The organism is Hymenobacter translucens, from assembly GCF_020685205.1.
GTDB classification, from domain to species: Bacteria; Bacteroidota; Bacteroidia; order Cytophagales; family Hymenobacteraceae; genus Hymenobacter; species Hymenobacter translucens.
The window spans coordinates 454,152-476,077 of sequence record NZ_JAJERB010000001.1 but is presented as its reverse complement, the minus strand read 5'-3'; the positions used below and the strand labels follow the sequence as shown (position 1 = coordinate 476,077).

The 21,926-nt window shown below is 62.0% G+C and carries 15 protein-coding genes and 3 tRNA genes; 7 read left to right on the top strand and 11 right to left on the bottom strand.

The annotated features are described in order from the left end of the window. Window positions 1–127: 127 nt before the first annotated feature. The 9 genes from hutH to LJY25_RS01975 all read right to left on the bottom strand — a co-directional run bounded on the left by hutH (window position 128) and on the right by LJY25_RS01975 (window position 11,416). Window positions 128–1,624, bottom strand: coding sequence for a histidine ammonia-lyase (hutH, locus tag LJY25_RS02015; protein WP_227606549.1), 1,497 nt, complete (start codon window positions 1,622–1,624; stop codon window positions 128–130). 519 nt (window positions 1,625–2,143) lie between these two features. Next, window positions 2,144–3,544, bottom strand: coding sequence for a histidine--tRNA ligase (gene hisS, locus LJY25_RS02010; RefSeq protein WP_227606548.1), 1,401 nt, complete (start codon window positions 3,542–3,544; stop codon window positions 2,144–2,146). A gap of 147 nt (window positions 3,545–3,691) precedes the next feature. After that, entirely contained in the window at window positions 3,692–4,399 is a 708-nt protein-coding gene (locus tag LJY25_RS02005) for a TIGR02117 family protein (RefSeq protein WP_227606547.1), read from the bottom strand. Window positions 4,400–4,494: 95 nt separating this feature from the next. Further along, window positions 4,495–6,957: a TonB-dependent receptor domain-containing protein gene (locus LJY25_RS02000; RefSeq protein ID WP_227606546.1), complete on the bottom strand. Its 2,463-nt coding sequence runs from the start codon at window positions 6,955–6,957 to the stop codon at window positions 4,495–4,497. A gap of 167 nt (window positions 6,958–7,124) precedes the next feature. Beyond that, window positions 7,125–7,577: a carboxypeptidase regulatory-like domain-containing protein gene (locus tag LJY25_RS01995; RefSeq protein ID WP_227606545.1), complete on the bottom strand. Its 453-nt coding sequence runs from the start codon at window positions 7,575–7,577 to the stop codon at window positions 7,125–7,127. A 506-nt stretch (window positions 7,578–8,083) separates the two neighbouring features. Then, window positions 8,084–8,317: a hypothetical protein gene (locus tag LJY25_RS01990; RefSeq protein WP_227606544.1), complete on the bottom strand. Its 234-nt coding sequence runs from the start codon at window positions 8,315–8,317 to the stop codon at window positions 8,084–8,086. Window positions 8,318–8,361: 44 nt separating this feature from the next. Beyond that, window positions 8,362–8,598 (bottom strand): outer membrane beta-barrel protein, encoded by a 237-nt coding sequence (locus LJY25_RS01985; RefSeq protein WP_227606543.1) that lies wholly within the window; start codon window positions 8,596–8,598, stop codon window positions 8,362–8,364. A gap of 81 nt (window positions 8,599–8,679) precedes the next feature. Continuing rightward, window positions 8,680–10,086: a toxin-antitoxin system YwqK family antitoxin gene (locus tag LJY25_RS01980; RefSeq protein WP_227606542.1), complete on the bottom strand. Its 1,407-nt coding sequence runs from the start codon at window positions 10,084–10,086 to the stop codon at window positions 8,680–8,682. A 148-nt stretch (window positions 10,087–10,234) separates the two neighbouring features. Beyond that, on the bottom strand, window positions 10,235–11,416 hold the full coding sequence (locus LJY25_RS01975) for an acetyl-CoA C-acyltransferase (RefSeq protein ID WP_227606541.1): 1,182 nt from the start codon (window positions 11,414–11,416) through the stop codon (window positions 10,235–10,237). Window positions 11,417–11,624: 208 nt separating this feature from the next. Here LJY25_RS01975 and LJY25_RS01970 point away from each other — a divergent pair, with 208 nt between their 5' ends. Next, window positions 11,625–13,661 carry a DUF3857 domain-containing protein gene (locus LJY25_RS01970; protein WP_227606540.1) on the top strand — a complete coding sequence of 679 codons (2,037 nt, stop codon included), beginning with the start codon at window positions 11,625–11,627 and terminating at the stop codon, window positions 13,659–13,661. A 39-nt stretch (window positions 13,662–13,700) separates the two neighbouring features. Here LJY25_RS01970 and LJY25_RS01965 read toward each other — a convergent pair whose 3' ends face one another. Next, a complete protein-coding gene (locus LJY25_RS01965; protein WP_227606539.1) occupies window positions 13,701–14,684 on the bottom strand; it encodes a tetratricopeptide repeat protein in 984 nt (327 codons plus the stop codon). Beyond that, a complete protein-coding gene (locus LJY25_RS01960) occupies window positions 14,681–15,655 on the bottom strand; it encodes a VWA domain-containing protein (RefSeq protein ID WP_227606538.1) in 975 nt (324 codons plus the stop codon). Before LJY25_RS01960 ends, LJY25_RS01965 begins: the two co-directional genes overlap by 4 nt. A 194-nt stretch (window positions 15,656–15,849) precedes the next feature. On the opposite strand from LJY25_RS01960, the gene LJY25_RS01955 reads away from it, so the two are divergent. The 6 genes from LJY25_RS01955 to gyrB all read left to right on the top strand — a co-directional run bounded on the left by LJY25_RS01955 (window position 15,850) and on the right by gyrB (window position 21,851). Beyond that, window positions 15,850–15,937, top strand: a tRNA-Ser gene (locus tag LJY25_RS01955). A 71-nt stretch (window positions 15,938–16,008) separates the two neighbouring features. Then, window positions 16,009–16,082 (top strand) — tRNA-Pro (locus LJY25_RS01950). Between the two features lie 136 nt (window positions 16,083–16,218). Next, window positions 16,219–16,295 (top strand) — tRNA-Arg (locus LJY25_RS01945). Between the two features lie 400 nt (window positions 16,296–16,695). Then, window positions 16,696–18,078, top strand: a complete 1,383-nt coding sequence (locus tag LJY25_RS01940) for a T9SS type A sorting domain-containing protein (RefSeq protein ID WP_227606537.1) — start codon at window positions 16,696–16,698, stop codon at window positions 18,076–18,078. Between the two features lie 106 nt (window positions 18,079–18,184). Beyond that, window positions 18,185–19,507 carry a T9SS type A sorting domain-containing protein gene (locus tag LJY25_RS01935; protein WP_227606536.1) on the top strand — a complete coding sequence of 441 codons (1,323 nt, stop codon included), beginning with the start codon at window positions 18,185–18,187 and terminating at the stop codon, window positions 19,505–19,507. 367 nt (window positions 19,508–19,874) lie between these two features. Next, complete coding sequence (gene gyrB / locus LJY25_RS01930; protein ID WP_227606535.1) at window positions 19,875–21,851, top strand: DNA topoisomerase (ATP-hydrolyzing) subunit B; 1,977 nt, start codon at window positions 19,875–19,877, stop codon at window positions 21,849–21,851. Window positions 21,852–21,926: the final 75 nt, after the last annotated feature.

The window sequence follows — 21,926 nt, the reverse complement described above, 5'->3', positions numbered from 1 at the left end:
AGTGATGGATTTCAGCCGGAGGTGGAATCCGGCATCAGTGCTGCCCGTCGGTCTAAGTAACCACGTCACGGGCAGGGTACTCCTCAGCAAGCCAGCAATCCAGCCTTCGTCCTTTAGCTAGCCTTGCTCACGTCCAGTCGTAGTCGCGGACAAAGGCAGCGGCGGCGTGCAGGTCGGGGTAGAGCACCCGGTCCCGGCTCACGAACTTTACTTTTTGACGGAACGCTTCGACCACCTTTTCCAGCTGGGGTGAGGATTGATTCGGGCGGCGGAAGGCGAGGGCCTGCACGGCGTTCATCAGCTCGATGCCCAGGACCTGCTCCACGTTCTCGACCACCCGCCGGGCCTTGGTAGCGCCGTTGGAGCCCATGCTCACGTGGTCTTCCTGCCCGTTGCTGCTCACGATGCTGTCGACCGACGCCGGCGTGCAGAGCTGCTTGTTCTGGCTGACGATGCTGGCAGCGGTGTACTGCGGAATCATAAAGCCGGAGTTCAAGCCCGGCTCGGCCACCAGGAAGGGCGGCAAGCCCCGCTGCCCGCTGATGAGCTGGTAGGTGCGCCGCTCCGAGATAGAGCCCAGCTCGGCCACGGCAATGGCCAGAAAGTCGAGGGCCAAAGCCAGAGGCTGGCCGTGAAAGTTGCCCCCGGAAAGGATGGCGTCGGTGTCGGGGAAGATGTTGGGGTTGTCGGTAACGGCATTGCACTCGGTTTCAAACACCTGGGCCACGTAGCCCAGCGCGTCGCGGGAGGCGCCGTGCACCTGGGGCACGCAGCGGAACGAGTAAGGGTCCTGCACGGCCGTCTTTTCCTGCTGCTGCAGCTGGCTGCCAGCCAGCAGCTCCCGCATCCGGCGCGCTACCGTCAGCTGCCCGGCGTGGGGCCGTACCTGGTGCAGTCGGTCGTCGAACGGCTCGGTGCGGCCGTCAAAGGCTTCGAGCGAAAGGGCCCCGATAACGTCGGCAGCCTGGGCCACGCGCCGGGCCCGGAGCAGGCAGTGCACGCCGTAGGCCAGCATAAACTGAGTGCCGTTGAGCAGGGCCAGTCCTTCCTTGGCTTCGAGGGCAATGGGCTCCCAGCTGAACAGGTGCAGCACGTCGGCGGCGGCCAGGCGGTAGCCCTGGTAGTTTACTTCGCCCAGGCCGAGCAGGGGCAGGCAGAGGTGAGCCAAAGGAGCCAGGTCCCCGCTGGCGCCCAACGAGCCCTGCTGGTAGACCACGGGCAGTATGTCGCGGTTATAGAAGTCGAGCAGACGCTGCACGGTTTGCAGCTGGGCGCCGCTGTTGCCGTAGCTCAGGCTCTGCACTTTCAGCAACAGCATCAGCCGTACCAGATCGGCGGGCACTTCGTCGCCGGTGCCGCAGGCGTGCGACATCACCAGGTTTACCTGCAACTGCTGGCGCTCCTCGGGGGCAATGCTGGTGTTGCAAAGGGCCCCGAAGCCGGTATTGATGCCGTAGATAGGCGAGTCGGACTCGGCCAGCCGGTCGCGCAGGTAGTGGTGGCAGTCGGTGATGCGCTGCCTGGCCTCAGCCCCGAGGGTGACAGGACGCTTGTCGGCCAGGAGCTGTTCGAGGGTGGAAAGGTCGAGGTGGGTGGAAGGCGTGAGTTCGAACGCGTCGGGCATGGGTGGGAGCGGAAAGGAGAGAAGCGGGGTGGGCTGAAAGTTCCTCAAATCTTTTGGAACGAGCTAATGCCTCCCCAGCCCCTCTCCGCCGGAGAGGGGAGCCGGACGACTTGTATCCGTACGGATACAAGTCAGGGCGTCATTAGGCCCTGGTTACCTCAAAGGCCAATCCGAACAGATGCAGACCGAGCCAACCGGCCTCTTTACGGCCGCGGTACCAACTACCCACCGGCCGCCAGCACGGCTACCGGAGCTCAATAGCCGCTTTTTGAGCGGAAGTGCTGGGAGTAGCGTCAACGTGTTTTTATTTTTTGACGATACTATTCGTGGGCTCCGCCAAAAGTAGCGTCAAAATAAATTTTTGTATCGACGCTACTTTTCCCGACAACACCTGCTTTGGCAGTCGGCTGGGTCCAGGCCGGACGTTATTCTTTCATTCTGGGTACTGGTAAAAACGGTCCCGCCGAAGTAATGTCGGCTGGCATCACTCCGGCGGGACCGTTATCCAAGATGAGGCGCTTAGCCGGCGGCTACCTGGGTCAGCACCTGGTCCAGCGTCAGCGTCTGCTCCTGGCCGGTCCGCAGGTCTTTCAGCTTAAACTGACTCGCCGTCCGCTCGTCCGGGCCCTGGATCAGCACGTAGGGAATGCCCTTGGCATCGGCGTACTTGAACTGCCGGCCCAGCTTGCCGCTTTCGGGGTACAGCTCGCTCGGGATGCCGGCGTCGCGCAGCTGGCGCAGCACGGGCAGCATCAGGGGCATGGTGGCCTCGTCGAAGTTGGCCACCAAGCAGCGGGTGATGGCCGCAGCCCCTTCCGGAAACAGGTTGAGCTCTTCCAGGCAGTCGTAGAGCCGGTCCACACCAAAGGAAAAGCCCACGCCCGACACGCCCGGCAGGCCAAAGGCGCCGGTGAGGTTGTCGTAGCGGCCGCCCCCGCTCACGCTGCCCATGTTCACGTTGTTGATCTTGATTTCGAAGATGCAGCCGGTGTAGTAGGAGAGGCCCCGGGCCAGGGTCGGGTCGAATTCCAGGTTTTGAAACTGGGTGAAGCCAAAGGCCGTGAGCAGCTCACTTACTGTGCTCAGCTCTCCCAGCCCGCGGGTACCGGGCTCGTTGTCGAAGGCCGCCTGCAGCTGCGCAATCTTTTCGGCAAAGCCGCCTTCCACGCCCAGCAGGCTGAACAGCCGCCCGATGGCCGCGTCCGAAAAGCCTTTTTCCAGCAATTCCTTGGTAACGCCGTCTTGCCCGATCTTGTCGAGCTTGTCGATGGCCACGAACAGGTCGGTTTCCCGGGCGTCGCTGCCCAGGGCCTGGTACATGCCGCTGAGCACGCCCCGGTGGTTGATCTTAATGGTAAAGTCGGTCAGGCCCAGCGCATTCAGTACCTCGCACATCATCAGTACGATTTCCGCCTCGCAGAGCAGGGAATCGGTGCCCACCACGTCGGCGTCGCACTGGTAGAACTCCCGGTAGCGGCCGCGCTGGGGGCGGTCGGCGCGCCACACGGGCTGGATCTGGTAGCGCTTGAAGGGGAAGGTGAGGGTGTTGCGGTTCATCACCACGTAGCGGGCGAAGGGCACCGTCAGGTCGTAGCGCAGCCCCTTTTCGGCAATCTTGGGCAGCACGGACCGGGGGCCGGCCTCCAGGTCGTCGGGCGTGACCAACTCGGTAATCTTGTCGCCCTTCTGCTTTTTGAGGAAGTTACCCGAGTTTAGGACCTTGAACAACAGCTGGTCGCCCTCGTCGCCGTACTTGCCGGTCAGCACCGACAGGTTTTCGAGCGTGGGTGTTTCGAGCGGGGCATAGCCGAACTTCTCGAACGTGCGCCGGATGATGCCGAAGATGTAGTTGCGGCGGGCCACCACGGCCGGGCCAAAGTCGCGGGTGCCTTGCGGGATGCTGGGCTTCTGAATGCTCATGGGAGGTACTGGATTGGGCCGCAAAGGTAGCGGGCCAGTTCCCAACAAAAGTACCCGGCCAGATAATCAGACCGTCAGAGCTGAATGGCAGATACTCTAAAAGGCGGTCATTCCTCGGCTGCGCTCGGAATGACGTTCTATATTATTTCATTCCGCTTCCTGCTTACCAGCGCGGCGGGCCTGGAACAGCACGGAAGCGGCCAGCGGGGCTTTCAGGGCGGCCCGGATGCCGGCCCGCTTCAGGGCCTGGTTGGTCCAGTCGTTGCAGGTGCGCAGGGCATGGTAGGAGCCCCGGGCCCGGAAAAAGAAGTCCTCACTGCGGTAGCCGGCCTCATTGCGGAGAACCGGCCGCCCGGCCGAATCCGGTGCAAACGAGCCGCGAATAGTAGTCACCAACTGCTGGTACTGGGCCGGCGAAATCTGCAAAGCTGCCACCCGAGGGCCCGGCCGGGGTGCCGAGCGGTGGAAATCGACATGCATCAGCGTAGCGCCGGGCAGCGCGGAGCGCAGAATGGTGCCGATGCGCGGGAAATGACCAGGGTACGACTCCAGATAAAACCGCTCACTGCCCCAGCCAAAGGCTACGTACTGGTACGTGGCAAACCGAGTCTGAAGCTCGGGCCCTAGCTGGGTGAGCCAGTCGGTGCCGGTGCCGGTGCCCGGTTCCCACAGGGGTAGCACCAGGTCGGTATGAAAGCCGTTTGAGACCACAAAAACCGGGATGCCGTCGGGCGTGGGCCGGAAGTCCCGGTTTACCGGCACCACCGTACCGGTCAGCAGCAACAGCAGCAGGGCAGCCACGGCCTGCATCAGGCGGCGAAGAATACGTTTACCAGAGCTTCCATTCGGGCGCATACGCAAAAAACAGGACACCGGGCCGGGTGCCCAACGTCCTGTTCATGCCCGGCAGCTCGGAAAGTAACCGCCGTGCTGGGTGGATTTGTGAATGCTTAGCCGCCGAAGCCGCCGCCACCGCCCTGGGGCTGAGCCTCAATCCGCTTCGGGGGCTTGTTCGAGCCGAAGTAGTAGGAGAAGCCGAGGTAGGCGAGCTGGGTTTCGTTTTTAAACTCGCCGGTGGTCTGGTAGCCATTTGAGTAAGCCGAGATGCGCTGGCGGCGGGTGTTGAAGATGTCGCTTACCCGCAGTGTCAGGGCAGCCTTGTCGTTGAACAGGCGCTGGCGGAAGGCTACGTCCACGCCGTAGATCGACTCGAGACGGCCCTGCACGGTGAGGACGGGGGCACGGTAGCTGCCGGTCAGCTGCACGTCGAGCTTAGGGGTGGGGTTGAAGGTGTTCAGCAGGCGGACGGTACCGGTGACGTTGCGGCGGCTGGCTTCGGTGCCCGTGGCGGCCGTAATGCTGTTCTGGAACAGCGAACCGGTAGCCGTCAGGCGCCACCACTTGGCCAGGGGCTGGTTCAGCGACATCTCCACGCCGTAGCTGGTGCTCTGCCCCAGGTTGCGGTTGTACATCATCGATACGATGCCGAGGCCGGGGTTCTGGCGGGTAGCCACCGTGTCCACGTCGCGGAAGCGCTGGATGGCGTTGTTGATCTGGCGGTAGAACACCGTGGTGCTGAGCGTGGCGCCGCCCTTGCTCACCTGGTGGCCCAGCTCCAGGCTGTTCACGTACTCGGGACGGATGTTGGGGTCCCCGATGCGGTAGTTGCGGGCATCCTGGTAAAGCGGGAAAGGCAGCAGCTGCATAAAGTCGGGGCGGTTGATGCGGCGGGCGTAGCTGACCTGCACGCGCTGGTCGCCGGGCAGGGTGCGCACCACCGTGGTCGAGGGAAACAGGTTCAGGTACTGACGGTCGAACTTGCCCTGGCGGTTCAGCACCTCGCCGTAGGTGTGGGTGTACTCGGCCCGGAGGCCGCCCTGCACGCTCCACTTGCCGAATTCGCGCTGGTAGGTACCGTAGCCGGCCTGTACGTACTCGTTAAAGGTGTAGGCAAAGGAGCGCTCGGGCATGAACACGTAGCCGGCCTTGTCAGCAGTTTCCTGCATGTAGTCGTTCGTGCCGTTGCTGGTCTGGTACTGGCTTTTTATGCCCAGGTCCACCCGGCCTTTGCCGGCCAGCGGGTACACGTAGTCGATCTGGCCGTCCACTACGTTGGCCTGCACGGCGAAGTCCTGGCGCCAGGCGGTCAGCACCGGGGCGCCGCCCAGCAGGCGCTGGCCCACGTTCACATCCGCATCAATCAGCGTGTGGTTGATGCTGCCCGACAGCTCCCGGCCCTTCTGGCCTTCCCAGGTGCGGCGGTAGTCGAGGCGGCTGTTCAGAATGTTCACGTCCTCGGTCACGGCTGTGGCGCTGGTCTGGGTGGGCAGGCTCTGGTCGTCTTTGCGCAGGCTCGTGGTCTGGCTGGCAGAGTTGTCGCCGTGGTGCAGGTTCGGGGCTACCGATACGCTCACGCTCTGGGTGGGCGAGAGGGTGTAGTCGAGGGCCAGGCGGCCGTTGTGGTTTTTGTTGTGGTTGGTGCTGCGGCCCTGCAGGTCAGTCACCAGGGTGCTGCCTTCCAGCGTGGCCTGCTGCTGCTGGTTGCTGCGGTTGTGCCACTGGTCATTCACGGCGTCGTAGGAGCCCGACACGTTGAGCTTGCCGGCGCGGCGGTTCAAACTCAGGGAGGTGTTGTACTTGTCGCGGGTGCCCACGTTGAGCATAGCGGTGCCGTTCCAGCCGTCCTTCTTCTGCTTTTTCAGGATGATGTTCAGCACCCCGCCGCCGCCCTGGGCGTCGTAGCGGGCCGAGGGGTTGGTCATCACTTCCACCCGCTCGATGCTGCTGGCCGGAATCTGCTCGAGGCGGTTGCCCTGGCCGGCGCCGCCGGTGGGCTTGCCGTCGATGAGGATGGTAATGTTGCTGGTACCGCGCATGCTCACCGCCCCGTTCTGATCTACCGTCACCGAGGGCACGTTCTGCAGCACGTTTACGGCCGTGCCGCCCACGCTGCCCAAATCCTTCTCCACATTGATGACTTTCTTGTCGAGGTTGTCGACGATGGCGGCCTTTTCGCCCTGCACCGTTACGCCCTTAAGCTGGGTGGCTGTGGCGCCGAGGCGCAGGGCACCGAGCTGCACCTGGGGAGCAGCGGCGGTGAGAGAGACCGTCCGGCGCAGGGGCTTGTAGCCGACCACCGAGGCCCGCACCAGGTAGGTGCCCAGGCTGACTTTATCCAGTACGAAAGCACCGTTCTCGCCGGTCTGGGCTCCGCTGACAAAGCTGGAGTCCTGGGCCCGGAGCAGCACCACGTTGGCGAAGGGCAGGGCCTGACCGTTGGACTGGTCGAGCAGGGAGCCGGTAACCGAACCGGTGGTGGGCGCCTGGGCCTGGGCCGAGGCGGCCAGCGTTACAAGGGCCACCAGAAGTCCAAAGCTCCGCAGCGACCGGCTAAATGAGAAGAAGTGGTTCATCGGAAAGAAGAGAAAAGTGGAGAGGATAAGGTGAAGGCCACAGCGGCGGGGAGCGGGCCCCGCCGCGGACTTTTTTTCGGGTGACAGTAGCCTAGCGCAAGGACTGGCTGAGCTTGTAGAAGGTACTGGGTAAAACCAAGTACAGAGGTAAAAAAATAAGCCAGGGCTTACGAGCGGCGGGGCTGCAGACGGGCAATGCGCTTGCTCAGGTTCAGCGTCTGAATCGGGCGGAAGGTCCGGACCGGAGTTTGGGCGACCAGCATCTGACGGGGCAACAGGGCTACGGTGCCGAGCGACTGCGAAGCCTGCTGGGCATTCAGCACGAGGATGGGGTTGAAGTTCTGGTAACCCAGGACGTTGGTGCGGAGCGTGTACTGGCCCAGGGGCAGCTTACCCAGGCGGAAGGTACCGTCGGCGCCGGTGCGGATGGTGTGCAGGGGCCGGTGAGCGGTGCGGGGCACGAGTACGACGGTGGCGTAAGGAATGGCTTCGCGCGTTTCGCCATCGACGAGGCGGCCGGTTACGGTGCCCTGAGCGGGGGCTTGGGCGAACAGCGATGCAGCGGCCGAGAATACGAAGGCCAGGGTCAGGAAAAGGCGGGAGGTGAAAGACGTTTTCATGAGGAGAAGAATGGTATTGGTGAGAAGGAGAAAGTCGGGCCTGGGCGGTGCGGGAAAGCCGCGGTTCAATCCTGAAGCACAGGCGGAGGCCAAACTCAAAGGCGGCAGCTTCGATCAGCTGGCGTCAGACTCATTCCAGGCATCCGGCCGGGCGGCTCTGCGGCGGGCTTCCGGATCACACCGGAACTGAGCTAGGCAGAAGGAACGGAACAAAGGTAGGATAAGGTACTATGCGACGCAAGGTACTAGTGAAAATATTTTTTTGTTCTTTTCAAGGAGCGGGTAAAAGGGGGAAGGGTCAGCGGGTGGTAGCCTGGTATGATACGCCGGCCGGGGCTGTTGATAGTATGATGAAAGACTGATGAAAATGGATGCCTGAGAATTCAATAATTTTTGATGAATGCGCATCTACTGCGTTCCAGAGCGGTATTTCAATAAAAAAACCGGCCCAACTTCCGCAGAAAGTGGGCCGGCGACAGCCTGGGCCAGGAGCCTGACCGAACTGATTAAAATTCCGAGCCGGTCGAAGTACCGCTGGGCTGATCGGTGCGACGGCGGGGGCGGATGGGAGCCTGGTCGTTGCCGAACCGATAGCTGAAGTCCAGGAAGCCGATGCACGACTCCCGCTTAAACCGGAAGTCGGAGGCCACTCCTTTCCCGTGCGCGTGCACCACGAACTGCTGGGTGTTGAGCACGTCGGCTACCCGCAGCGTAATCGAGCCCCGGTCCTGGGCCGTCACGTTGGCTAAGCGGTAGTTGCCGGTCAGCTGCGCGTCGAGCTTTTTCAGGGGGTGAGGGTCGTGTTGACCCGGGCGGTATAGGCGAAGTTGCGGTTGTCGGCTTCGGTGCCGGTGTTCACGGCAATGACGTTACGGTACGCCGCGCCCGAGGCATTCAGGCGCCACCACTTGGTCAGAGGCTGGTTCAGGGAGAGTTCCAGCCCATAGGTGGTGTTGTGGCTCGCGTTGATGAAGGTCGTACGCGTAACCACTGCGTTGCCCACGCTCGCCTCGGCGTCCACGCAGGTTCCTTTCCTCTTAAAACAAGAAGGGCTGCGGACCGGATGGTCTGCGGCCCCTGGCCCTCATCGTCGTGGCGTTGCTTATTTTCCGGTCTTTACCTCCTGCCCGCCCCGAAAGGTTTTCTTTGAGGCTACGGTCTTGCCATCCGGGCCGTAGTAGCTCCACACGCCGGTTTCCCGGTTGTTGCGGAACGTACCGCTCACTTCCAGGGTGCCGTCTTCGCGCAGCTGCCGGAAGGGGCCGGTGCGCAAACCTTTCAGGTACGTGGTTTCGGTTTTCAGCTTGCCCGAAGGATAGAACGTCTGCCCGAGGCCGGCGGGCTTGCCGTTTTCGTGGGGAATGCGGCTTTCCACGGTGCCCGAGCTGAAGTAGGTTAGCTTTTCTCCACCCAGCCGGCCGTTAACGTAGGTTTCCTGACTCTGCACCTGCTTGCCGCCGGCGTAGAACTGCCGCCAGGTACCGGCCGGCCGGTTGTTCTTGAACTGCTGCTCTTCCCGGACCCCGCCGGCCTCAAAATAGTTGGTTACTTTCCGGTCCCGGGCCAGGTTGCTGTACTCAATTTCCTGCTCCAGCTTACCGGAGGAAAAGAAGTTCTGTGTGGTACCCGTCAGCACCCCGTTGCGGTAGTTCATCTTGCTCTTCACCGTCCCGCTTTCGTAGTACGACTTGGCCGGGCCGTCGAGGTTCGAAGTGCCCGTCGCCACGGAGGCTGCGCGCTTGGTCAGGTCGTCGGCCAGCGGATTCTTGATGGCCCGCTCCTGAAGCCGGGCGGCCACGTAGGTACCCTCCGTGCGCAGCTTGCCCGAGGGATAGTAGCTGCGGTAGTTGCCCCGCCCGTTCTTATCGGCCAGGATTTCTGTTTCGACCTGCCCGTTTTCGTAATACGTTTTATAAGGGCCGGCCAGCAGGCCGTTTCGGAACGTACCCTCGCTCTGCAGCTGGCCATTCGGGAAAAAGGTTTTTACCGGCCCGTTGGTTTGCCCGTTTGCATACGTCACTTCCGATCGGGGCTTGCCGGTAGGGTACAGCTCCCGCACCACGCCCGCGGGCTGCCCGTTGGCCAGGGTCGTTTCGAGGCGAACTTCTCCGCTGGGGTGGTAGTAGCGCAGCGTGCCGGTAGGCTGGTCGTTTTCGTAGCTGCCCTCCTGGGCCAGCTTGCCCGAGTCATAATAGGTGCGGAACGGACCCTGGCGCACGCCCTGCCGGAAGGTGACTTCCAGCCGCCGCCCCCCACCCTCGAAGAACTCCACGTAGGCGCTGTCGCGCTTGCCGCCGGCGTAGCGGGTTACGGCTTCGACCCGGCCGGAGCGGTAAAACCGCTTGTAGGGACCTTCCATGACGGTGTCGCCGGAAACCACGGCCATGTACACTTCCCGCTTGCGGGTGTTGGTCGAGTCGAAGTAGGTGGTGAAGCGGCGCAGCTTCTGGGCCTGCGCCAGGGGCGCGAGCAGCAACAGCAGGCAAAGCAGGACGAGAACTCGTTTCATAGGTGCAAGAACGCCGGGAAGCCGGCAGAAAGTGTCTGACAAGGCTGGGGGCACGGCGCGGGTCAGTTGTGCAAAAAGAAGCAAAAAGCCCCGGTACCAAAATGGACGGGGCTTTCGGAATTCAAAAATACAGCCAGCAATGCCGGTACTACATCTTTTCAACGACAATGCTGGAAGCACCGCCCCCGCCGTTGCAGATGCCGGTTACCCCGATCTTGCCGCCTTCGTTTTGCAGCACGCTCATCAGCGTGGTCACGATGCGGGCACCCGAGGCGCCGAGCGGGTGGCCCAGGCTCACGGCCCCGCCGTACACGTTCACCTTGGTGCCTTCCAGCTTCAGCAGCTTGTTGTTGGCCAGGCTCACCACCGAAAAGGCTTCGTTGATTTCGTAGAAGTCCACGTCGCTGGCCTGTAGGCCGGCGTGCTTCAGGGCTTTCGGAATAGCCAGGGAAGGGGAGGTGGTAAACCACTGCGGCTCCTGCTCGGCGTCGGCAAAGCCGCGAATCTTGCCGATGGGCTTCACGCCCAGCTCTTCGGCCTTCTCCTTGCTCATCAGCAGGATGGCGGCAGCGCCGTCGTTCAGCGTGGAGGCGTTGGCGGCCGTAACCGAGCCTTCCTTCACGAAGGGCGACTTCAGACCGGGAACTTTGGCGAAGTCCACCTTCAGGTATTCCTCATCGTCGGAAATAACGGTGGTCTTGCCCCGGCTTTCGATGGAAATGGGAATGATTTCGTCTTTCTTCTTGCCTTCCTGAGCGGCCTTGGCGCTGCGGGTGTAGCTCTCGATGGCAAAGGCATCCTGCTCTTCGCGGGTGATGCCCATCTCCTTGGCCGTATTCTCGGCCGCGTTGCCCATGGCATAGTCGTGGTGCGGGTCCCAGAGGCCGTCCTTCATCAGGCCGTCAATCATCTGCCCGTGCCCGTACTTGGCGCCAAAGCGGGCCTTGTCGAGGTAGTAGGGTACGTTGGACATGCTTTCCATGCCGCCGGCCAAAATTACGTCGGCCTGGCCCAGCATGATGGCCTGGGAGGCGAACATGATGGCCTTGGTGCCCGAGGCGCACACTTTGTTAACGGTGGTGCATTCTACTTCGAAGCCCAGACCGGCTTTCAGCGCTGCCTGCCGGGCCGGAGCCTGACCGAGGTTGGCCGAAATCACGTTGCCCATAATCACCTGCTCTACCTCCTTGGGGTCGACGCCGGCTTTTTCCAGGGCGCCCTTCAGGGCAATGCCGCCCAGGTCGGTAGCCGACAAGGAGGCCAGGCTGCCGCCAAACGAGCCGATAGGGGTGCGCACGGCGGAAATGATATATACTTCTTTAATCTGCATGGGAAATTTGGTGGGTTTGGAAGGGAAACAGAAAAGTACCGGGTTGGGTGCTCAAAAGTACTGGAAAGTCCGGGTTTGGTTTTAGCCGGTGGCAGCTGTCGGAGCGAGCTGGGCAAATGTATAGTTGGTGGGCGGTGCGCTTTTAAATAGCTTTACCTGCCTCTATTGTGTCCGGTTTATCGTTTCGCTGCCCGTTACCGCTATGTTGATGTTTGCTTGTTCAGGCCCCGCCGCCCACCGGGTGGTTGGCAGTGCCCTGCTGCTATTCAGTTTCACCTCCCTCCGCGCCCAGGAAGTTCCCATCAGATTCGGCAAGCTCGACGCCAAAGAGGCAGCCGCCCTACTGGCTAAGCCCACCGCTGACTCATCGGCCGCGGAAGTACTGTGCGACTTCGGCCAGTCTACTATCAACGGTGCCCAGGATGGCTTTGAGCTGCGGTTTGAGCGCACCTCCCGGCGCCTGATTCGCCGCCGCTCCGGCTACGACCACGCCACCGTGCGCGTTATTCTCTACCACGACCCGGCCGGCACCCGCGAACAACTGCAGCAGTTGAAAGCAGTTACCTACAATCTGAATGGCAAGGAGCTTACCCGGGACCTGATGAAAAGCGAGGCGGTGTTCAGCCGCAAGCTCGACGAACGGCACGACGAATACGCCTTTACGCTGCCTAACGTCCGGGAGGGCTCCATCCTCGAATTCACTTACCGTATCCGTTCCCCGTTTCTGTTCAACCTGCAGGACTGGCAGTTTCAGCAGACAGTTCCGGTGCGCTGGAGCGAGTACCGCGTTCAGATTCCTGCTTTCTACCAGTACAAGGAAATTACCCGCTCTTTTTGGCCGTTTGCTGTGAATGAAAGCGGTGCGGTGCCGTACACCACCGGCTACCGTGAAAGCTATATCAGCTCGGCCGCGGGACTGCCCGCCCGGACTCCATCCAATCGGACCTTTTCCATTACCACCCAGGCCCTGACCCGCCGCTGGGTGCAAAAGGATATCCCGGCTTTCCGGCCCGAGCCTTACCTGACCACCGAATTCGACTACCTCAGCCGGGTTGACTTTGAGTTGCAGCGAATTCAGTTTGATGCCGATAGTCAGCCGCAGTTCTTGATCGGCACCTGGGAGCAAATCGAGGAAAAGCTGGCGGCCCGGGAAGATTTTGGCGCCTATCTCAAGCGCAACTCCGCCCTGGCTCGGGAGGCGGGGGGCCTGCGCTCCATCCCCGATCCGGCCGCCCGGGCGGTGGCCGTCCGCCAGCTGGTGCTGGGAGCGGTGAGTTGCACCCGAGGCAACTCCCTCTACACCCAAAACCCGCCCGGAATGGTTCTGGAGCTGCGCCAGGGCAACGTGGCCGAAGTAAACCTGCTGCTGGTGCGGGCCCTGCGCGAGGCCGGCCTCGACGCCCAGCCCCTGCTGCTGAGCACCCGCTCGCACGGGCAGGTGCAAACCGACCTTCCCGTGATAAGCCAGTTTAACTACGTGGCTGCTTACGTCAGCCTGCCTGGCGGCAATCAGCTGTTGCTCGACGCTACCAACCCCACCCTGCCCGCCGAGCTGCTGCCCGAAGACTGCCTGAACGGCAAGGGCCGGGTGCTGGGACTCAGTGGCCGCTGGATTAACCTTACTGCGCCCGCGGCCCGATTTCACTACACCAGCGCCCACCTGATGCTCGACGCGAAGGGAGGAATGCAGGGAAAAATAAGTCAGGAGTACGCCGGCTATTCGGCCCCCGAATACCGCCAGCCCCTGCCCGCCCTTCGTCAGCAGTGGCAGCAGGCCCATCCGGAGTGGCAGGTGCAGCAGGCCGAGGCTTCCTCCATCGACCTCACACGGGCCGTATCCCTGGTGCTGACCGCCCATCTGCCGGGTGGAAAAGATCCGGCTGCTACGCTGTATCTGCGGCCGTTGCAGCAGTTGGGTTTGCCAGCCAATCCATTCATCAGTCCCGAACGGCTGTACCCGGTGGATATGGCCTGCCCGACCCGACTCGAGTACCAGGTGGAACTGACCTTGCCTCCGGGTTACGCAGTCACTGAGCTGCCAGCCAATGCTACCGTCGCGCTGCCGAACGGGGGAGGCCGGTTTCTGTACAATATCACCAGGACAACCACTAGCACGCTCACCGTAACCGGGCGCCTGCAGCTGGCTAAAACGCACTATTCGGCCCAGGAATACGGTGCGCTCCGGGAGCTATACACCCAGGCGCTGGCTAAGTTTGCCGAGCCAATCGTGGTGCAGCACCCGTAATGCTGACCGCCTGGTTATCGGCCCCTGTAGCTTGCTGCGCTACCAGTTGGGTTTCGAAGCATCCGGCTTGCGGCCACTCCGGCGGGGCACTTGCTGCAGATACTGCTGCTCAGCGGCCTTAAGGGCTTCGAGGATCTGCTTGGCCTGGCCGGAGCTGAGATTCATCTGTTCCAGGCGGTTGCGCTGGGTTCGTAGGCGGGTGTCCTCATCCGTAGCCGGCGCCACGCTGCCGCCACTACGGCTTCCCTGGGCATCAGTGTCCTGCAGTCCTTGGGTAGACCCTGGTACCGCGCCGCGGTTTACCCGCTGCTCTGAGCCGGGCCCTGGCCGCAGGCTGTTGGCAGAGCCTGCTCCCGGGTTCGGTAGCGGCTGGTTCGGGTCGGCCAATCCCCGGGGGCTGGCTTTCCGCTGAGCGCGCTGACTCGGGTCCTCGGGCTGGTCGGGGTCATTTACTTCGCCCCGGTGGCCATCACCCGGACGGGGCTGAGGCTGGGCCGACGGCTCCTGCTGGGGCTCCGTGCCGCTTTTCGGCTTAGGCGCTGCGACCGGGCCGGGATTCGGAGGGGGCGGGATGTCCGGGTTTCTCGGATTGCGGGCGAGGTACCGGCTCAGCAGCTCATAGTTGTAGCGGGCTGCTTTGTTGCCCGGATACACCCGCAGCGCCTGCCGCAGCAGCCCTACCGCCTGGGCATACTCGCCCTTTTCGGCGGCCAGCACCGCCAGCTGCTGTCGGGCAGTGCTTTGCCGGACCGGGTGGGTACTGGTAAGCAGACGTCCGTAATACGTGCGGGCTTCAGCCTTCTGACCGGCCCGTATGCAGGCATGGGCCAGGTTCATCAGTACCGCGTCGTCGGATGCCCCCAGCGTGGTTACGGCCCGGCGGTACAGGCTGGCGGCCGTGGTAAAATCACCCTTCGAATAGGCCGCCGCGGCCGCCGTTACGGTTTCGTTCCGGTCCCGGACCTGAGTCAGACTTCCCCAGCCGCTGAGTGTCAGCAGCACAACTAGCAGGGTGCTTTTCATGGGCGGATGACTTTTACGGTGACCAGGACATCCAGCAGCAACAGCAGCAGCGCCAGCGCGAGCGTATAGCGGTACCGGTTGTCGGCCACGGATACGGTCCGGACCTGCTCGGCCTGGCCTTCCACCCGGTTCAGCGCATTCACCAGCAGCGGGAACTCGTTGCGGCGGTCCGACAGCTCAAAGTATTGCCCCCCGGTCTGCTCGGCCAGGCGCCGCAGGGTCGTGGGAACAAGGCGGGTAATGGCTTCACTGCCGCGGCTGTCGCGCACAAAGCCGCCCGTGGGTTGGGGCAGGCGGCTGCCTTCCGGCGTTCCGACGCCCATCGTGTACACGCGCGCCCCGGCCCGGGACACCTGGCGCAGGGCCGGCTCCAGGTTTTCGCCGAAGTCTTCCCCGTCGCTCACCAGCACGAAGGCCGTAGCCCGCGGCGGCGCCCCGGCCTGCCGGGGTATGGCCGAAAGCCGCGTCAGCGCCAGTTCCAGGGCAGTGGTCAGATCGGTAGGACCCGCGGGCACGAGGCTGGTTTGCAGGGTGGTCAGGAACATCTGCAGCGCACCCTGGTCGTAGGTAAGGGGGCACTGTACAAAGGCATCGGCGGCAAAGACGATCAGGCCAATCCGGTCGGCCTTAAAGCGGGTGATAAGCGTTGCCAGCTCCGCCCGGGCTTTCTGCAGCCGGGTAGGAGCCACGTCAGGGGCATCCATAGAGCGCGACAAATCAACCAAGAGCCACACGTCCTTGCCGGCCGTACGCACCGGCCGCTGGGTAACGCCGTAAGCCGGGCCCAGCAGCGAAATCACCAGCAGGCCAAAGCCCAGCGCCCGCAGCAGCAGCTTCCAGCCCAGGCGCCAGGGGTTCTGGTCGAGCGAGGCCGCCAGTCGCCGCAGCCGCAGCCCGTAGCCCACGTACAGCGCCACGAAGAGCACCAGGCTGGTCAGCTCAAGCCAGGAAATAGGGTAGGCCCAGGTCATGCAGTCGGCAACAGGTTCTAAATCACGGCTAAGGCCCGGCCGATGCGCCGGGCCGGGCTTCAAAGATAGCAGTCCGGGCGTGCCCGGCAGGGGAGACGGCTAGGCTTCGGGGAAAGATAATTTTTCGAAAAGGGCTTGTATTTCCATTGTAGTCGTATATTTGCGCACTCTTCGACCGGAAGAGCCCATCACCAGGAGAGATGGGTGAGTGGCTGAAACCAGTAGTTTGCTAAACTGCCGTAGCTCTAAAGGCTACCGGGGGTTCGAATCCCCCTCTCTCCGCTGTTTTTGTTGTTGAGTTTTAAGTGCTGACCAGCAGTTCTTCTGAGGCACTTAAAACTCAACATTTTTTTCGGGGTGTAGCGTAGCCCGGTATCGCGCCTGCTTTGGGAGCAGGAGGCCGCAGGTTCGAATCCTGCCACCCCGACGCTAGTGTGGATATGGCTGCGTCGCCGCCAGTTCTGCCCGCACTTGTATCCTTCTTCAAAAGGCCTCATACTACCGGTGTGAGGCCTTTTTTGAAAGGCTCTGGTTTCTTGTTAAGTTAGCTGACCATCCGCTACGCCCCGTTAGCTCAGCTGGATAGAGCACTCGCCTTCTAAGCGAGCGGTCAAACGTTCGAATCGTTTACGGGGTACCAGCTGCAGGCCCGCCCGGTGATAAGCCCGGCGGGCCTGCTCGTTTCAGATGCCTGGCCATCGCGTAGGTCTGGTCAGAAAGGTTTGCTCCGGCCGGCGTAGAGCAGGGTTTTAGTTGCCAAGCGGAAGCGGGAAGCTGCAGTGATATGAGTAGCCCGTAGGTCTTTTACCCGGGCCCCGCCAGCTCGTTAAGGTTTTCAGCCACCCCGGGCGCCCCCGGCTGCAACCGTGTTTGCCCTTCGGTCGTTACTGATAGTCAGGCATTTTGACTGGTCCGCGGCGCGAAAAACGGTTTTTTTTACAAAAGTCTTTATCTTGGGCGGCAAAGGCCGGCAGACTTACTGCCCAGTATCCCTTTTATCCTTGTTTTCGACACCTTTCACCCTAATTCTTTACCCCTAAATGAAAAAAATCTTACTCTCAGCTCTTCTGCTCAGCAGCATCGGAGCATCGGCCCAGATGGCTCCCTGGGTACTGCAGAACAACGGCGCTAGCCCCCAGACGCCGCCGGAGTTCTTTTCCCGGCAGATGCACACGGTAAGTGCCAACGTGGCCTGGCAACTGCTTCAGGATGCCAACGGCACCGGTAACGGCGTATTCACCTTTTCCCGTACTGCCAACGGTGGTGCCCTGTGGGAGTTCGGCTCGATCAACGGTACGGTGGGTTACTCTGCCGCCGGTATTCACGCCATGGATGCCCAGACGGCCTTCGTAGCCCAGTATGGCGAAACCGCCGGGGGTGGCGAAATCCTTAAAACTACCAACGGTGGCAACACCTGGACCAAAGTAACCACGGCCTCGCAGTTCCGCGGACCGGCCGGCTTTGCAAACTGGGTTTACTTTTTCGACGCCAACAACGGTGTTTCGCTGGGCGACCCGACCAGCGGCTCGTTTGAAGTGCTGACCACCTCGAACGGCGGCACTACCTGGACCCGCGTACCGGCTGGTAACCTGCCGGCACCCCTGGATGCTACCGAGTACGCTCTGGTTGGCTCTTACTACGCCCTGGGTAACACCATCTGGGCCGGTACCACCCACCTTGACGCTGCCGGCAACGGCCTGCCTACCCGCGTGCTGAAGTCCACGGACCGCGGCCTGACCTGGACGGCTTCGGCTCTGACTCCCATTTCGGAAGCTATCAGCCGCCTTGCCTTCGTTGACCAGAACAACGGCCTGGCTTTCTCGGGCATGACCCTGATCCGCACCACCGATGGCGGCGCTACCTGGTCGAACGTAAACTACACCGGTAACTTCAACCACTTCGACTTCGACGTAGTGGACGGCACCAACATGTACATCAGCGTTGGTTCGTCGGTACAGACGGTTACGACCCGTCAGGATTACGGTAGCTCCATCAGCACCGACAACGGCCAGACCTGGCGCGACCTCGAGCGGGGCGAGTATAAGTCTTCCGTTGACGTAATCAACCGCACCACCGGCTACGCTGGTGCCCAGACCGATGCCCAGGGTGCCGGCGGCGTGTATAAGCTGAACGCCACGGCTCTGCCTGCCCGGAACGCCAGTGTACAGCAGGCCCTCGGGGTATATCCTAACCCCAGCGCAACCGGCGTATTCCAGGTTAAGCTGAACTCCGGCATCAAGGCGGACGCCCAGATTCGGGTGATCGACGCTGTAGGCCGCGAGGTGTACAACCGCCAGCTCAACCCCACGGCCGTTACGACCCTGGAAACCACTGTTGACCTGAGCCGCGAAAAGTCGGGTATCTACACTCTTGAGCTGCGCACCGCCGAAGGGGTAGCCCAGCAGAAAGTGGTTATTCAGTAGGTTCTACCGCCTGCCTGATTTGAAAGAGGCTTCTTCCGGATGGAAGAAGCCTCTTTTTTCTTGGTGCCCGTTCTATCTGCCTATCTTGGCTTCCTACTCTGCCCTTATGAAGAAACCAGTACTTGTAATCGCTCTTGCGGCGGTCCTTAGCCTGCCGGCCCGGGCCCAGTGGGTCAATCAGCCGGTAAGTCTGCCCGCTCCCACCACGTTCAACTTTATCATCTCGGCCGTGGATGCTAACGTCGCCTGGACGACGGTCCTGGACCTGGATACCGGGGCTGGCCCCCTCTTTAGCCGCACCGTGAACGGGGGCACTACCTGGACGGTAGGGCAGATTCCCGCGCTGCCGCCCGACTTCGAGCTGACGAGCATCCATGCCCTGGACGCCAGCACGGCTTGGGTAACGGTCATCGACCCGGACGGGGGCGGGCAGGTGCTGAAAACCACGAACGGCGGAGCAGCCTGGACGTTGCAGACCACTGCCACGCAGTTTGCCGACCCGAACAGCTATCCGGCCATTATCCGCTTTTTCACCGCCAACGACGGGGTTGTAATCGGGGACCGGGACAACACCGGCAAATTTGAAATCTACACGACCATCAACGGCGGCTCGACGTGGACGCGGGTGCCGGTCGCCAGCTTACCGGGTGTCGCGCCCAACGAGTTCGTGTACAACACCGCCGTTTTCCAGCTGGGCAATACGATCTGGTTTGGTACGGCCTCCAACCGGGTCTGGCGCTCCACCGACCGGGGCCTGACCTGGACCGTGAGCGGTACCCCCCTGCAGTCAATGGAGGCCATTGCCTTCGTTGATGCGCAGAATGGGCTGGCCTTAGATGATGCCGGACTTCTGGCCCGGTCCACAAACGGGGGCACCACCTGGACTTCGGTGGCCCCCAGCGGCCCGCTGCATTCCATCGGCCTCGATGCCATACCCGGCACCCAAACCTTTGTTTCCACGGGCTTCGACGGCTCTTTTAATGGCTCCGGCTCCTCGATTTCGACCGACCTGGGTCAAACCTGGACGGCCCTGGAAAGTACCCGGGACCACGCCCTGGTTGACTTTGTCAGCCCCACCGTGGGCTGGTCCGGCGGCGTCAGCCTGAGTACCGGTGGCGACATTCTGGGCAATGGCATGTACAAGTACACGGGCCGTAGCCTGAGCACCGCTGGCCGGGCTGCCCTGGCCGCAGGGCTGGAAGTCTTTCCTAATCCGAGCACCGACGGCGTTTTCACGCTGCGGATGCGAACCGGCGCAGCCACTGGTGATGCTATTCTTCTGGATGCGCTGGGCCGGGAGGTTTTCCGGCAGACCGTTTCTGGAGCCGGACCAACGGTGCTCGACCTGAGCCGGCAGCCGGCCGGGGTGTATATGCTCCGGCTGCCAACCTCGCTGGGGATGGCCCGGCAGCAGCTCGTTATCCGCTGAGCCGCTTGGTTTGTAAAAGCCCTTCCAGCCGGAGGGGCTTTTCATTTTTACGGGTTTGAAAGTTGCGGACTGCCGGGTCGGATTCCACAAGGTAGCTGAGCTCCGGAGTGGCTGCCGGGAAGGCCAGGCAGGTGGTGCGGCAGGGTGCAGCTACGAAGGCCACAGCGCTTTTGGCCGCCCGAAAACCACCCTGTAGCCTGGGTTTCGGGCTTCGCTTACGGCCGGGCTCCGGAAACGGTGGAACACCGGCGGGGATTTTACTTTTGGGAGCAGGTGATAAGGGGCAAAAACCGCCTGGATTGTGGTAAAAACCAAATAAATTCGGTATCTTTGTATATCAACATCTGCGCTGTTTTCCCCGCAAACTATGAGCGAAACTCAAGAGATAATCGGTGCCTCGGACTATTCCGCGGATAGCATTCAGGTACTCGAAGGACTCGAAGCCGTACGCAAGCGTCCTTCCATGTACATCGGCGACACGGGTGCCAAAGGCCTGCACCACCTGGTGTGGGAAGTAGTCGACAACTCCATCGACGAAGCCCTGGCCGGACAGTGTGACCATATTGAGGTTGCCATCCACCCCGGCAACGCCATTTCAGTTCAAGACAACGGCCGCGGAATTCCCGTCGGCATCAACCAGAAGTTCGGCAAATCAGCCCTTGAAATTGCCCTGACCGTGCTACACGCCGGCGGCAAATTCGATAAAAACAGCTATAAAACCTCCGGCGGCCTGCACGGGGTGGGCGTGTCCTGCGTGAACGCGCTCAGCACCCACACCCACGTCACGGTAAAGCGCGACGGCCACATCTACGAGCAGGAGTACACTATCGGTGTGCCCCAGTACGAGGTGCGCCAGGTGGGCGACACCACCGAGCGGGGTACCCGGGTCTGGTTCCAGCCCGACCCTACCATCTTCGACGAAACCCTCGTTTACTCCTATGAGCGGATTGCGACCCGCCTGCGCGAGCTGGCCTACCTCAACCGCGGTATCCGTATCGTCCTGACCGACCTACGCACGCCGGCCGATGGGGGAGAGGAGCAGCGCGACGAGTTCTTCTCCGAAGGCGGTGTGGCCGAGTACGTCCAGTACCTGGACTCTAACCGCACGGTGCTGATGACCCGGCCGGTATACGTGTCGACCGAGCGGGGCATTCCCGTGGAAGTGGCGTTTCAGTACAACGACTCCTACCAGGAGCACATCTTCTCCTACGTCAACAATATCAACACCCACGAGGGCGGCACCCACGTGGCGGGCTTCCGCTCGGCCATTACCCGGGTGCTGAAAGCCTACGCCGAGAAATCGGGCGAGGTGGCCAAGGCCAAGATCGAGATTCAGGGCGACGACTTCCGCGAAGGCCTCACCGCTGTTATTTCCGTGAAGGTGGCCGAGCCCAAGTTCGAAGGTCAGACCAAGGGCAAGCTGGGCAACTCCGAAGTGAGCGGCGCGGTGAACACCGTGGTCGGCGAAATCCTGAACCAGTACCTGGAGGAAAACCCCAAGGAAGCCCGCGTGATCGTGGAGAAGGTGATTCTGGCCGCCAAGGCCCGGGTGGCCGCCAAGAAGGCCCGTGAAATGGTGCAGCGCAAGTCGGTGCTGGGCTCCAATTCCCTGCCCGGCAAGCTGGCCGACTGCTCGGAGTCCGACCCGGCCATCTGCGAGCTGTATCTGGTCGAGGGTGACTCGGCCGGCGGCACGGCCAAGCAGGGCCGCAATCGCGCCTTCCAGGCCATTCTGCCGCTGCGCGGTAAGATCCTGAACGTAGAAAAGGCCCAGGAGCACCGCATCTACGAGAACGAGGAAATCCGGAACATGATTACCGCCCTCGGCGTGAGCTTCGAAAAGAAGACCGACGAAGACGACGGCAGCAGCACCCGGAGCCTGAACCTCGACAAGCTGCGCTACCACAAGGTCATCATCATGACCGACGCCGACATCGATGGCTCGCACATCCGCACCCTGATTTTGACGTTCTTCTTCCGCTACATGCCGGAGCTGATCGAAAAAGGGTACATCTACATTGCCCTGCCGCCCCTGTACCTGGTGAAGCGCGGCAAGGAAGAGCGGTACTGCTGGACCGAGCAGGAGCGCATGGCTGCCCAGGAAGAGATGGGCCGCGGCAAGCCGGAAACGGTGAACGTGCAGCGCTACAAGGGTCTGGGCGAGATGAACGCCGAGCAGCTCTGGACGACCACTATGCAGCCCGATACCCGCTCGCTGAAGCGCGTGGACGTCGACTCCGGCGTGGAAGCCGACCACCTGTTCTCGATGCTGATGGGCGACGAAGTGGCACCCCGCCGCGACTTCATCGAAAAGAACGCCAAGTACGCCCGCCTCGATGTATAGGCACGTACTGCAACAAAAAAGCCCGCTTCATGCGGGCTTTTTTGTTGCAGTACGGTTGATTGCTGATTGTTATTA